We start from the raw sequence: 12,163 nt of genomic DNA on the forward strand, positions 1-12,163 counted from the left end.
GCATGAAACCGGAAGAGCCGGGCCGGGAGAAGTGTCTCTCCCGACCCGGCTCTTCCGGTCACTGAGTGGTGGCTACTCGCGCTACTCGCGCGGAAGTCCTGCCGGGTTCACGAGGGACTCGGTGACGCCCTCGGACGTGAGGCCCCAGCGGGCGAGAACGTCGCCGTATTGACCGCCCGTGATCGCCTTGTTGAGCACGATGCTGACGCCCTCGATGAGGCCGTTGCCCTTCTTGGTGCCCGCAGCGATGTTGGCGTGCGCCGGGTAGCCGCCGTTGAAGGTGCCGACGAGCCTGGTCTCACCGTTCTGGGCTGCTGCGTAGGCAGAGGTCGCGTTCGGTCCGAAGTTGGCATCGGCGCGCCCGGACTGCAGGGCGAGGTTCGCGGCTGCGGTGTCGTCGAAGTACTGGTACTCGACGGGGGCGAGGCCCTTGGCGATGTTCTCCTTGTCCCAGCCCTGGAGGATCTTCTCCTGGTTGGTCCCGGAGCCGACGATGACCTTGAGGCCGGCGACGTCCTTGGCTTCCTTGATGGACGAGATCTTCGAGTCGCTCTTCACGTAGAAGCCGAGGAGGTCCTCGCGGTAGCTCGCGAAGTCGTAGAGGTCCTTGCGGGCCTCGGTCACCGTGACGTTGGACGTGATCAGGTCGTACTTGCCGGACTGGATGCCGAGGGGCCAGTCCGCCCACGCTGCCGGCTGCAGGTTGAGCTCGAGGCCGAGACCATCGGCGATGAGCTGGGCGATGTCGGTTTCGTTGCCGATCAGGGTCGTGTCGTCGGTCGCGAACAGGCCAAGGGGAGCGACGTACGGGCTGACGACGACCGTGAGCTTGCCGGCCTCGATCGGGGTGAAACCGCTCTTCTTGATGGCCGCGATGGCCTCGGGCACCTTGTCGAGACGGATCCGGTCCTGCTTCGGGCCGAGGTTGAACGTCACAGGTGCGGCGGACGCCGAGGGAGAGGCCGCGCCTGCGGCCTGGGCCGAGCTGTTGCCGGTGCCGGCCAGGACGGCCGCGGTGATGCCGCCTGCGACGAGAGCAACGGCGGCGATGCCTCCGATGATGACCGCGGTTTTCTTCTTAATTGCCATTGTGTGCCTCTATTTCTGTGGGGTTCTGTTTGTGAATGCTGCTGTGCAGGGTGGGTGGTGGCTGATTGGCCCGGAACGCGTTTAGAGCACGCGACCCAGGAATTCTTTGGTGCGCGGGTGCTTCGGCGAACCGAAGACCTGCTCGGGGGGACCGACTTCGAGGACGTGCCCGGCGTCGATGAACACGATCCGGTCGGCGACCTCGCGGGCGAATCCGATCTCGTGGGTCACGATGATGAGCGTCGTGCCGAGTTTGGCCAGGTCTCGGATCACGTCCAGGACCTCTCCGACGAGCTCGGGATCGAGCGCCGATGTCGGTTCGTCGAAGAGCAGCACCTTGGGCTGCAGGGCCAGGGCCCGCGCTATCGCGACGCGCTGCTGCTGGCCGCCGGAGAGTTGGCGGGGATAGGCGTCCGGCTTGTCGGCGAGGCCCACCTTCGCGAGGAGTCCGAGGGCGAGTTCGCGGGCATCCGACTTGCCCAGGCGCCCGAGAGCGACGGGAGCGACGGCGATGTTCTCTGCGGCCGTGAGGTGCGGGAAGAGGTTGAAATTCTGGAAGACGACGCCAACGTTGGTGCGCCGCTTCAGGATCTCGCGTTCCTTCAGCTCGAAGAGCCGGTCACCGCGCTGCTCGTACCCGATGAGCTCGCCGTCCACGGTGACCCAGCCCCTGTCGACGCTCTCGAGGTGGTTGATTGTGCGGAGCAGGGTGGACTTGCCGGACCCCGACGGCCCGAGGATCGCGACGACCTCCCCGGGCTGCACGGTCAGGTTCACGTCGTGCAGGACTTCGTGGCCGGCGTAGCTCTTGGAGACGCCGCGAATTTCGACGAGGCCGCGGGTCGCCGGTGCGGTCAGCGTGCCGGAGGCCTGGGTTACTGCGATGCTCATGATCCGTTTCCGCCGATCCGGGTGGTGGGTGCTTCGGGTGTTTCGGGTTTCTCGTCGTGCCGCGCCCATTGGGTCTTCACCCAGCCGCGTGCCGCCTGGATGGGCGTCGGCGGAACCACTCTGAGGGCACCTCTGGCGAAGTGGCGCTCCACATAGAACTGGGCGACGCTCAGCACGGTGGTGAAGATGATGTACCAGACCACCGAGACCAGCAGCAGCGGGATCACCTGCTGGTTGCGGTTGTAGATCACCTGGGTTACGTAGAAGAGTTCGCCGAGGGCGATGACCGACACGATCGAGGTGCCCTTGATCAGGCCGATGATCTCGTTGAAGGCGTTCGGGAGAATCGCCCGGGCGGCCTGCGGCAGGATGATCCGCAACACCCGTACGTGCCGGGGGAGTCCGAGGGCGGCAGCGGCTTCCAGCTGGCCCTGGTCGACCGAGAGGATGCCGCCGCGGATGATCTCGGCGGAGTACGCCGCCTGGTTGAGCGAGAGTCCGAGCACCGCGGCAGCGAACTGGCTGACCAGGGTCACGGTGTCGAAGCTCCAGAAGTAGTTGTCGGTGAACGGGACGCCGAGCCCGAGGCGCGGGTACAGGTAGCCGAGGTTGTACCAGACGAGCAACTGGACGAGCAGCGGAACCGAGCGGAAGAACCAGATGAACGACCAGGACACGCTGTTCAGGATCGGCGACTTCGACAGCCGGGCGAGGGCGAGCAGTGTGCCGAGGACGAACCCGATCGTCCCGGAGACGACCGTGAGGGCGAGTGTCAGCTGGATGCCCTTGATAATCGCCGGTGCGAAGAAGTAGGTCGCGAAGATCGGCCAGCCGTATTTGTCGTTCGTGGCGAGGCTCCAGAGGAACTGCAGCACGACGAAGAGCACGAGGGCGCCGAAGATCCAGCGCACAACGTGGCGGGTGTGCACGACCTTGAGGGCGGCGAAATCGGGCGACTTCCGGTTCACGACCTGGTTCACGTCTCGGCGAGAAGCGGACGAGTCCTCGGTCGGCGCCGCCGACCGGTGTTCCTTCACGGTGTCCGTCATGGTCTCAGTCGCTTTCGGGGATCAGTGCGACGAAGCGCGGGTTGTCAGCGTGTTCGCGCCGGATGGCTGCATGGTGCGCCGCCGTGATGCCGGCAACGTCGAGTTCCTGGGCGTCGAGGCTCTTCGCGAAGGCGTGGATGACCACCTCATCGGGGGTGAGCGCGGTGTCGAAGAGCGGCGTGTAGCCGGTGACGAGGTAGAGGTTCTTCGCTTCGGGCTGGCGGGGGCCTGTCGTCAGGAACACCCGGTCGTAGCCGCGCCTGGCGGACTCGGCTTCGAGTTCGGCGACGACGAGCCGGGCCAGGCCCTGACGCCGATGGGTCGCGGCGGTCCAGATGCGCTTGAGCTCTGCGGTGCGCTCGTCGAACCGTTTGAACGCGCCACCGGCGATCGGGATGCCGTCGCGCACCAGCACGACGAAGGCTCCGTCGGGCGCCGCGAAGGCGTCGACCGGGTACCGGGAGATCTCGGTGGAAGCACTCTCGCCGAAGTATGAGCCGTACCGGGAGTGGTACTCCGCGGCGAGGTCCGTCAGCAGCGGCTGGGCGAGCGGGTCGTCGGCGGCGACGTAGACGAAGGTGTCTCGCGTGGTGGTGGTGCCGGCAAATTCGATGCTCACGGGGTGCCTTCCTTTCTCGTGGGTGGCGGTGGGAAGCGATGGGGAGCCAGGAAGCGGGACGACCCCGCTGGAGTTGAAACCTAAGGGGGTCTCCGAAGCGGCGCCAACGCATCCGCTTCACAATTCGTCACCTCGTCACGGCGCGACACATTGGGCGGGATTTGTCGCCGTCGAGACGACTCTTGTGTCATGAGCGACTCCAGAGGCACTGACCCCACGGGACCCGACCGCGCCCCGGCCATCGCGATCATCGGCGGCGGGCCCCGCGGATCCGGCGTGCTCGAACGCCTCGCGGCAAACCTCGACGAAACGTGGGGGAGGGACCGGCCCCTGGTCGTGCACGTGATCGACCCGTTCCCACCCGGAGCCGGCCGGATCTGGCGGCACGACCAATCCCCGCTGCTCAAACTGAATTCCCTCGCCGAGGACGTCACGATGTTCACCGACGAGACGTCGGTCATCGAGGGCCCGATTCTGCCCGGACCATCCCTGATCGAGTGGGCCGCCGGCGTCAGGGCCGGAACGATCGAGATCCCCGCGATCGACGGTGCCGGAAAGGACGGTGCCGGAAAGGACGGTGCCGGCGAGATCGATGCGGTCCTCGCCGCCGAGATCGCCGGCCTCACCGGGGCGAGCTTCCCGACCCGTCGCCTGCAGAGCCTCTATCTCGCCTGGTTCCATGAGGAGGCCGCCGCCGCACTGGGGCCGAACGTGACCGTCGAGTCCCACCGGGCCACCGCCATCCGGGTCGACGACATCGACGACGCCGCCGGCCAGATCGTGGTCCTCTCGACCGGGGTCACCCTGAACGTCGATCTCGTGCTCTACTCCCTCGGTCACAACGGTGCCGACCCGTCCCCAGAGCACGCGGCCCTCACCGAATTCGCCCGCCGTCATGACCGCTACTACCTGCCGCCCGCCTTCACGGCGGATGCCGACACGAGCGCGCTCGAGCCAGGCGAGCGGGTCATCGTGCGCGGCTTCGGCCTGGCCGCGGTGGACCTCACCGTGCTCCTGACCGAGGGCAGGGGCGGCCGCTTCACCCGGCTGCCCGATGGGCGGCTGCACTACGCGCCGTCCGGGCTCGAACCCCGGGTACTGATCGGGTCGCGCAGGGGAGTGCCGTACCACTCCAAGATCAGCTCGACCATCGTCGGGGAGCCACCGGTTCCCCGGTTCTTCACGCCCGACGTTGCCGCGGCCCTCGACAGGGACAGCTCGAGCCTCGACTTCACGAGCGATGTCTGGCCACTGATAGCGCAGGAAATGGTCTGGGGATACTACCGGGAGCTTTTCACCGGACACCCCGAGCGGGTGTCCGCGTCCTGGGCGGACTTCTCCGACCGTTTCGACGCGATCGACCCGAGGGCGCTGCCGGTCGCCGCCGCACGGCCGGAACGGTCAGGGGAACGTGCGGCGAGTCATCCGCTCACCGAGTGGGGTGCCGACACGTTCCTCATCGAGCAGGATGCGGCACGCTTCCGCGCCCTCGTCGAGTCAACCGTCACCGACCCGATCGACCGGCTGTTCCTGCCCGACTTCGACCGTCCCCTCGACGGCCTTCGGTTCGAGTCGGTCGCCGAGCTCCAGGATGCCCTGCGCGACTATATCCGCCGCGATCTCACCCTCCGCACCACGCCGGAGCACAGCGCGACCTTCGCCCTGTTCATCGCCCTGCTCCGGAGCCTCTTCGCGCTTTCGGACATCATCGATTCACCGAAATGGAGCGCGCAGTCACGGGTGCGTGACATCCACGGCTGGTGGCTCGGCTACTTCAGTTTCATCGCGAGCGGTCCACCTGGCCACCGGCTCGAGGAACTCCTCGCGCTCTCCGAAGCCGGCATCGTCGAATTCCTCGGTGGCGACCTCTGGGTCGAGACCGACGAGGTGACGGGCCTGTTCCGGGCCGGAAGCGCGAACCTCGACCGGGTCGTCACGGCGACCGCACTCGTCGACGCGCGACTTCCCGACACCGTGGTCTCCGCGAGCGACAACCCGCTGCTCAGGTCGCTCCTCGACTCCGGCGCCGGTGTCGAGGAGCAGGCGACGGATGCCGGCTTCACCGGGAGCACGGGACGTCTCGCGGTGCGCCAGGCCGACACCCGGGTCCTGACGCCGGACGGAGACCACCACCCGCGACGATTCGCCATCGGGCCGTACACGAACTCGCCGTTCGTCGGCGCCTTCTCCCGCCCGCGCACGAATGCGATCTCCTTTCGCGAGAACGACAAGGTCGCCAGGGCGCTCCTGGTCCACCTCGACAGCCTCGTGGGCGACCCGGGGCGCACTCGGCTGCCGGCCGACCTGGCCGCGAGCACCCGATGATCCGGGCGCTGTGGGCGTTCCTGGCGAGTTGCCCGGTGCCGGCCGATGAGACTCTGCTTGCGACCTCGTCGCCCTATGTCCTGCGTCTCGTTGATGACGGCGTCGCCCCCTTCGACAGAAAGGACGAGCTCACCACCTGAATTGCACCGCGGCGTGCCCGAGAGGACGAAGGGACCGGTTTCATATTCCGGTAATCGCAGGTTCGAATCCTGCCGTCGCGTCACGACCCGTCGACGCTAGGCACTGGCGCGCGATAATGCCAGCGATCACGCATTCTTTACGACATGTTTCCGTCCGCGACGGGATGTGTCGGCCAGGACCCCGGCCCGAATCGACCCGGCCTAGCGTCGACCCATGACGAATCACACCTCCCCGGCGTTCGACGCCGACTGGTCGGAGCGCGACGGCCACCTCGTGCTCGGTGCGATGGTGCGCACCCTGGGGTCCTTCCCGTCCGGTTGGAGGTATCCCGGTGCGCACAACGACCCTTCGACCGATCCCCGCGCGCTCAAGCGCCTCGCGCTCGCCGCGGAGAAGGCCGGCTTCGACTACCTGTTCCTCGGTGACTGGCTCGCGACGGATCCGGAGCTCGAGTTCTCGGACCCGCACCTGCTCTCCCGCGTCGACTCGATGAGCACAGCGGCTTACCTCGCGGCGATCACGCGACGGATCGGTCTGGTCGGAACAGTGGAGACCGCCCACTCCGAGCCATACGCGACGGCCAGGGCCGCTGCGTCGATCGACCGGCTCAGCGGAGGGCGCTTCGGGCTGAACCTCACCGTCGGATCCGATGCCAAGGTCGAGGCGAATTTCGGGCCGCCCGGAGCCCGCACCCACCTCGACCGCTTCGACGTCGCAGACGAATACGTCACCGTGCTCCGCGGCCTCTGGGACACCTGGGGCGAGAACGCCTTCACCAGGAACGTCGCGAGCGCCGCCATCATCGACCGGTCCAGGGTCACGCCCCTTGAGCACGTCGGACCGGCCTTCGCGGTGGCCGGTCCCCTCAATGTGCAACGACCCGTCCAAGGCCATGTCCCGCTCGTCCACGCCGGCACCTCGCGTCGCGCCCAGCAGTTCGCGGCCGAGCAAGCCGACATCTACGTGGTCGCACCGACGAGCCTGGGCGACGCCGCCGAGTTCTATCACGACACCAAGGCCAGGGTCGAGGCGGCCGGCCGTGCGGCATCCGCCCTGACCATCGTCGCCCTCGTCCTTCCGATCGTCGGCGAGACGCGAGCGGATGCCTGGGCCGTCTACGACCGGCTCGTGGACCTGTTCCCTGTCGACGACGGCACCCCGGAAGCGGCGGACCTCGACCTGCCCGCCAACCGGAACATCCGGCACCTGCGCCAGGTCATCGGGCTTCCGCTCGTCGAGAGACGCTTCGACGAGGCCGTCACCCCCGGCACCGCGAGCCGTTTCACCGCGGCGGGCGCCCGTCTCGTCGACGTGGTCACCCGCCGCTCCGGTCGCACGATCGGCGGCAAGCGGCCGGTCACCTATCGGCACCTCCTCGTCGCCCACCTGATCAGGTCCCCGATCGTGGTCGGGTCGCCCGCCGATATCGCCGACCACCTCGAAACCTGGTTCCGGGCGAGTGCGGTCGACGGCTTCAACGTACTGAACGCCTTCCTGCACGAACAGTTCGAGACCTTCGCCCGTCTCGTCGTGCCCGAACTCCGCAGTCGCGGGCTCATCAGGGACGAGTACGAGGCCACCACTCTCCGCGGTCACCTCGGTTCTCCACTGCCGACCGCGCCATTGCCGGCGCTCGCCGCCGCGACCGCCCCCACCACCCGCACCGACTGAAGGACAACCATGACCGAATCACACGTGACCGAGACGCCGACCGAGACGCCGACCGAGACGCCGACCGAGACGCCGACCGAGACGCCGGCCAGGCCCCTCCGCGTCGTCGCCGTGTCCGGCAGCCTGCACGCGCCCTCGAAGACGACGGTTCTCCTCAAGGAAATCCTCGCCTCCGTCGGCCGGGAACTCCCTATCGCCGCGCATCTCATCGGCGTGCACGAGATCGGCGAGCAGTTCGCCGGCGCGTTGCGACGCGACCAGCTGCCCGCAACGATCGAGGCCGAACTCGACCGGATCGAGGGCGCCGACCTGCTCATCGTGGCGAGCCCGGTCTACCGGGCGTCGTTCACCGGACTGTTCAAGCACCTCTTCGACTTCGTCGACCAGTACGCCCTCGTCGACAAGCCGGTGCTGCTCGCGGCCACCGGGGGGAGCGACCGCCACGCCCTGATCATCGAGCACCAGCTCCGCCCGCTGTTCGGATTCTTCCAGGCGCTCACCCTCCCGATCGGCGTCTACGCGAAGGATTCCGACTTCACCAACTACCGGGTCTCGAGCCTCGACCTGCAGGAGCGCATCGATCTCGCGGTCACACGCGCCCTGCCCTTGATTCGCAGCAGGCGGGAGAGCCTCGAAGCGGCTCTGTGACGCCGCTTTACCTTTCATGACCTGCCCGATTCCCTCACCGTGTTGCCGGACGCTAGATTGCCGGACATGACCTCCCCAGCCTCAGTTCCAGCATCAGCGCCCACGCCGTCCCCGTTCCGTCTCGGCTTCCTCGCGTTCGTCGAACACGGCGGTGTCGCCGGCGCCACGTCGCAGGGCCTGCAGGACGGAATCGACCTGTTTCGGCACGCCGACGAACTCGGTTTCGACACCGGCTGGGTGCGACACCGGCACCTCGAGAAGTACCTCTCCTCGCCGCTCACCTTCCTCTCGGTCGTCGCCCAGCACACCGAGGGCATCAGGCTCGGCACCTCCGTGACCCCGTTGCGGTTCGAGAACCCGGTGCGACTCGCCGAGGAGGCGGCCACCGCCGACCTCCTCACCGATGGACGCCTCGAGGTCGGCTTGAGCTCCGGCTACGCCCAGTCAGAAGGCATCTTCGGCCCCGTCTACGGTGCCATCACCGGCTCGCTCCGAGAAGAGGCGGATGCCCGGCTCGCCTCCTTCCGTTCGGCACTCCGCGGCGACACCCTCGCCATCGCCGACGCGAGCTTTCCCGCCTTCCCTGCCGGCACGCCACTCACTGCCCAGCCGCTGAGCCCGACCCTCTCCGACCGCCTCTATTACGGCGCAGGCGCGACCCCGAGCGCAGTGCGCACCGGCCAGCAGGGCCTCCGCCTGCAGCTCTCGACCCTCAACACGGAACCGAGCGAGCTTTCCTTCGAGGAAGCCCAGCTCGAGTCGATCACCGCGTACCGTGCCGCCCATGCCGCTGTCACCGAGCGACCGTCCTACGCACTCGTCGGACGTCAGGTGCTGCCGATCCTCGGCAGGGACGACGCTGACGAATTCGCCTGGCTGATCGAGCGCGACGAGGAGCGGCAGCGCGCCCACGGCACTCCCGGAGCCGCCCTGCCGTTCCAGTTCGGCAAGGTGCCTTCCGGCGATCCGGACGACATCATCGAGGCCCTCCTCGCCGACGTCGCCTTCCGTGGTTCCGACGAGCTCGTGATCGCCCTTCCCTTCGACCATCCGCCGGCGGGGTTGCACCGCATTCTCACGGCCGTGGCCGAACGCATCGCCCCCGCCCTCGGCTGGACGCCGCGCCGTTAGGCCCCATCCGCGAATACCCGGCCGCCCATACAGATCCGGGTGGCACTGTCAACCCCCTTTTGCCGGAACTGACAGCCCGTAGCGTGAAAGGACGCACAGCGACGTGCGCGCGAATCCCTCGGTTCGCGAGCTCAGCAAGGACAGCGCCATGAACACACTCAGCCTCACCCACTTTTCACAGCGCGGGCAGCGGCAGGGAGACGACAGTCATTCGTCGCTGCTCCTTGCTGATGCTCTCCGCTTCGCCAGGACGGCCTGCGCGGGGAAACGCGACGAGGCAGGGGAGGCGGCCATCGAGCATCCGCTTCGTGTGATGGCCGCACTGGCACGCGAGGACGAGAAAGTCGTCGCCCTGCTGCACGACACCTGCGCGTCGTCCGGCCCCGGCCTGGCCGGACTGCGCGGCTTCGTACCCAACCGGCTGCTGATGGCCGTCACTGCGCTTGGGCACGGCTTCGAGGAAACGGACGAGATCTCGTTCCGGTTCCTGCTCGCCGACCCGATCGCCCTCGCCGTGAAGCTCGCCTGCGTCGGAGACCTCACCGATCCGGGGCGGCTCGCCCGACTTGACCCGTTCACCCGTCGGCGCCGGGAAATCGCGGGTGCTGCCGCCGCGCGCGGACTCGGGACAACCCTCGACGCGATCCGCACTCCGTTCGCAACGCCGTGATCGCCGAATAACGGAGTACGCTCAGTTTTAGGGCATACTCCTCACTACGGGGGTGTCGCCCCGACCGTGAGGAGTGCACCATGGCGCACGCCACCGAGAATCGATGAGCTTTTCGGCGAGCACTTCTTCGCGACCAACTTCTGGCAGATGTGGCGCACGACGTTCGCCTTCCAGAACTGGCACTCCGCCGCCGAACTGCGTCGGTACTTCAAGCGCTTCATCCAGGAATTCGACCGGATCCACCTCCTGTCCGGCGTCAGCCGGACCACGTACAACCAATACGATTCGATGGTCGTGCCGACGTCGACTTCGCCGCGGCTCTGGAACCACGCCGGGCGACCCGGCTTCACCTCGAGAACGCCGAGGGGACATCCGCTCTCGACCTCGACGACAACACCTTCATCACAATCGGTTCGATCACTGACAAGAAGATGTCCGAGGCGACGGGCGAAGAGATCCTGACGGAGCTCGTGCACCAGCTCGGCTTCGAGGACATCCTCGACGAGGTGCTCGCGTCGACCGACGTGACAACGGTCATGATGCCGTATGCGTCAGCCCTCTTTAGCCGGCGCGTGCCGGAGGACCGGCCGAAGGTGCTCCCGGACGGCGCGGAGAACTTCGCCTTCCTCGGCCAGTTCACCCCACTACCCGAGGACGTCGTCTTCACGGTCGAGTACTCCGTGCACGGCGCCATGCAGGCGGTCTATACGCTCTTCGACGTCGAGAAGCCCATCCCGCCGATCTATCACGGGTTACTGGACCCGAAGGTCGACCTGCACGCGCTCGCAGCGGCGTTCCGGTAACCCGCTTCCCCCGCGTCCTGTGTCCGCGAGAGCCCGCCGCACCGCTACCCGACGGCGCGTTCGATCCCCGCCGCGGCGTAGATGGCATCGATGGCCGCCATGTTGCCGACGGAATCGTCCCCCTCGGTGAGGAGCGGCTCGCCGCTCGCAAGGCCGCGCACGACCGCATCGAGCTGGTGATCGTAGGTCTCGTTGCCGCGAACGGTGAGCCAGCGTTCGATTCCCCGGCTGACTTCGCGGATGCTGTGGCCGCGGGACGGGAAAACCATGTTGTCCACGTGCACGGTGCCCTCTGTCCCGACGATGTCGAACGAGGTGTCGAGGGGAGTGCCCGCGATCATGCTCGAGGAGACCCGGGCGGTGACGCCGGAGGGGAACACCAGTGCGGCATCCATGCTCATGTCGGCCCCCAGCGGGTTCAGGGTGGCTACGGCGCTCGTGACGAGGGGTTCCTCGCCGGTGAGGGCCCGCACCCAGTGCAGCGGGTAACACCCGAGGTCCATCAACGAACCACCGCCGAGGGCCGGGATGTGCCGGATCGACGTCGGGTCGAAGGGGTTGCTGCCGGAGAATTCGCCGCGCAGGGACACGACGTCGCCGAGCCGGCCGGACGCGACAATGGCGTCGAGCTCGAGGCTGAGCGGGTGGTAGCGGTCGTGGAACGCCTCGATGAGACGCTGCCCCGTCTCGGCGGCCGCCTGGCGCATCAGCCCGGCCTGGGCGGCGTTCATCGCGAAGGGCTTTTCGCAGAGCACGTCCTTGCCGGCCTCGAGCGCTGCAATCGACCACTCGGCGTGCTCCGAGGGCGGCAGCGCGACATAGACGAGGTCGATCTCCGGGTCCGCAAGGAGTGCGCGGTAGTCGCCGTATGAGCGGTCGATGCCGTGTTCCTGCGCATAGGCGGCGGCAGCGGATGCCCGGCGCGAGGCGACCGCGGCGATCACGACATCGGTTCGTCGCCGGGCGGGGCGGATGATCGCGGACGGCGCGATGCCGGCGGCACCGAGGATTCCGATCCTGAGCATCAGCGCACCGACCCACGGGCCGCGACATTGCGGCGACTATTTGTTGCGTGTAGTGACATATTCGGGACACTACCATTGAGCAGCGGCCTGCCGCATCTCAC

The 12,163-nt window shown here is 67.6% G+C and carries 13 protein-coding genes and 1 tRNA gene; 8 read left to right on the plus strand and 6 right to left on the minus strand.

Annotation, left to right across the window (positions count from 1 at the left end):
- Positions 1 to 81 precede the first annotated feature (81 nt).
- The 4 genes from RHM57_RS05315 to RHM57_RS05330 form a co-directional block, all read right to left on the minus strand.
- Entirely contained in the window at positions 82 to 1,089 is a 1,008-nt protein-coding gene (locus RHM57_RS05315) for an ABC transporter substrate-binding protein (protein WP_134559974.1), read from the minus strand.
- Positions 1,090 to 1,170: 81 nt separating this feature from the next.
- A complete protein-coding gene (locus RHM57_RS05320; protein WP_322136058.1) occupies positions 1,171 to 1,980 on the minus strand; it encodes an amino acid ABC transporter ATP-binding protein in 810 nt (269 codons plus the stop codon).
- Entirely contained in the window at positions 1,977 to 3,029 is a 1,053-nt protein-coding gene (locus tag RHM57_RS05325) for an amino acid ABC transporter permease (protein WP_322136057.1), read from the minus strand. The genes RHM57_RS05320 and RHM57_RS05325 overlap by 4 nt, the downstream gene beginning before the upstream one ends.
- A 4-nt stretch (positions 3,030 to 3,033) precedes the next feature.
- Complete coding sequence (locus tag RHM57_RS05330; protein ID WP_322136056.1) at positions 3,034 to 3,648, minus strand: GNAT family N-acetyltransferase; 615 nt, start codon at positions 3,646 to 3,648, stop codon at positions 3,034 to 3,036.
- 189 nt (positions 3,649 to 3,837) lie between these two features.
- Between RHM57_RS05330 and RHM57_RS05335 the strand changes: the two genes are divergently transcribed.
- From RHM57_RS05335 to RHM57_RS05360, 6 genes are all read left to right on the plus strand, one after another.
- On the plus strand, positions 3,838 to 5,973 hold the full coding sequence (locus RHM57_RS05335) for an FAD/NAD(P)-binding protein (RefSeq protein WP_322136055.1): 2,136 nt from the start codon (positions 3,838 to 3,840) through the stop codon (positions 5,971 to 5,973).
- Positions 5,974 to 6,120: 147 nt separating this feature from the next.
- Positions 6,121 to 6,194, plus strand: a tRNA-Met gene (locus RHM57_RS05340).
- A gap of 133 nt (positions 6,195 to 6,327) precedes the next feature.
- Positions 6,328 to 7,785: an NtaA/DmoA family FMN-dependent monooxygenase gene (locus RHM57_RS05345; protein WP_134448835.1), complete on the plus strand. Its 1,458-nt coding sequence runs from the start codon at positions 6,328 to 6,330 to the stop codon at positions 7,783 to 7,785.
- A 9-nt stretch (positions 7,786 to 7,794) separates the two neighbouring features.
- Positions 7,795 to 8,433, plus strand: a complete 639-nt coding sequence (msuE, locus tag RHM57_RS05350) for an FMN reductase (RefSeq protein WP_322140756.1) — start codon at positions 7,795 to 7,797, stop codon at positions 8,431 to 8,433.
- Positions 8,434 to 8,499: 66 nt separating this feature from the next.
- The gene (locus RHM57_RS05355) at positions 8,500 to 9,564 is read left to right on the plus strand and encodes an LLM class flavin-dependent oxidoreductase (RefSeq protein ID WP_322136052.1); all 1,065 of its coding nucleotides are present in this window, start codon (positions 8,500 to 8,502) and stop codon (positions 9,562 to 9,564) included.
- 148 nt (positions 9,565 to 9,712) lie between these two features.
- Complete coding sequence (locus tag RHM57_RS05360; protein WP_134448838.1) at positions 9,713 to 10,234, plus strand: phosphohydrolase; 522 nt, start codon at positions 9,713 to 9,715, stop codon at positions 10,232 to 10,234.
- Positions 10,235 to 10,278: 44 nt separating this feature from the next.
- On the opposite strand, the gene RHM57_RS05365 is transcribed toward RHM57_RS05360, so the two are convergent.
- Entirely contained in the window at positions 10,279 to 10,455 is a 177-nt protein-coding gene (locus tag RHM57_RS05365) for a hypothetical protein (protein ID WP_322137415.1), read from the minus strand.
- Between RHM57_RS05365 and RHM57_RS19555 the strand changes: the two genes are divergently transcribed.
- The gene (locus RHM57_RS19555; protein WP_347233218.1) at positions 10,382 to 10,696 is read left to right on the plus strand and encodes an oleate hydratase; all 315 of its coding nucleotides are present in this window, start codon (positions 10,382 to 10,384) and stop codon (positions 10,694 to 10,696) included. The genes RHM57_RS05365 and RHM57_RS19555 overlap by 74 nt on opposite strands.
- Positions 10,651 to 11,037 (plus strand): oleate hydratase, encoded by a 387-nt coding sequence (locus RHM57_RS19560; RefSeq protein ID WP_347233219.1) that lies wholly within the window; start codon positions 10,651 to 10,653, stop codon positions 11,035 to 11,037. The genes RHM57_RS19555 and RHM57_RS19560 overlap by 46 nt, the downstream gene beginning before the upstream one ends.
- Before the next feature lie 44 nt (positions 11,038 to 11,081).
- Here RHM57_RS19560 and RHM57_RS05375 read toward each other — a convergent pair whose 3' ends face one another.
- A complete protein-coding gene (locus RHM57_RS05375; protein WP_134448841.1) occupies positions 11,082 to 12,062 on the minus strand; it encodes a Gfo/Idh/MocA family protein in 981 nt (326 codons plus the stop codon).
- Positions 12,063 to 12,163: the final 101 nt, after the last annotated feature.

It is taken from the genome of Cryobacterium sp. 10S3, from assembly GCF_034344045.1.
Classification (GTDB): domain Bacteria; phylum Actinomycetota; class Actinomycetes; order Actinomycetales; family Microbacteriaceae; genus Cryobacterium; species Cryobacterium glucosi.

What these genes read in the sequence shown, in the direction of transcription:
- RHM57_RS05315 (WP_134559974.1), bottom strand. Translation starts at nt 1,089, where the DNA reads ATGGCAATTAAGAAGAAAACCGCGGTCATCATCGGAGGCATCGCCGCC.
- RHM57_RS05320 (WP_322136058.1), bottom strand. Translation starts at nt 1,980, where the DNA reads ATGAGCATCGCAGTAACCCAGGCCTCCGGCACGCTGACCGCACCGGCG.
- RHM57_RS05325 (WP_322136057.1), bottom strand. Translation starts at nt 3,029, where the DNA reads ATGACGGACACCGTGAAGGAACACCGGTCGGCGGCGCCGACCGAGGAC.
- RHM57_RS05335 (WP_322136055.1), top strand. Translation starts at nt 3,838, where the DNA reads ATGAGCGACTCCAGAGGCACTGACCCCACGGGACCCGACCGCGCCCCG.
- RHM57_RS05345 (WP_134448835.1), top strand. Translation starts at nt 6,328, where the DNA reads ATGACGAATCACACCTCCCCGGCGTTCGACGCCGACTGGTCGGAGCGC.
- msuE (WP_322140756.1), top strand. Translation starts at nt 7,795, where the DNA reads ATGACCGAATCACACGTGACCGAGACGCCGACCGAGACGCCGACCGAG.
- RHM57_RS05355 (WP_322136052.1), top strand. Translation starts at nt 8,500, where the DNA reads ATGACCTCCCCAGCCTCAGTTCCAGCATCAGCGCCCACGCCGTCCCCG.
- RHM57_RS05360 (WP_134448838.1), top strand. Translation starts at nt 9,713, where the DNA reads ATGAACACACTCAGCCTCACCCACTTTTCACAGCGCGGGCAGCGGCAG.
- RHM57_RS19555 (WP_347233218.1), top strand. Translation starts at nt 10,382, where the DNA reads ATGTGGCGCACGACGTTCGCCTTCCAGAACTGGCACTCCGCCGCCGAA.
- RHM57_RS05365 (WP_322137415.1), bottom strand. Translation starts at nt 10,455, where the DNA reads ATGAAGCGCTTGAAGTACCGACGCAGTTCGGCGGCGGAGTGCCAGTTC.
- RHM57_RS05375 (WP_134448841.1), bottom strand. Translation starts at nt 12,062, where the DNA reads ATGCTCAGGATCGGAATCCTCGGTGCCGCCGGCATCGCGCCGTCCGCG.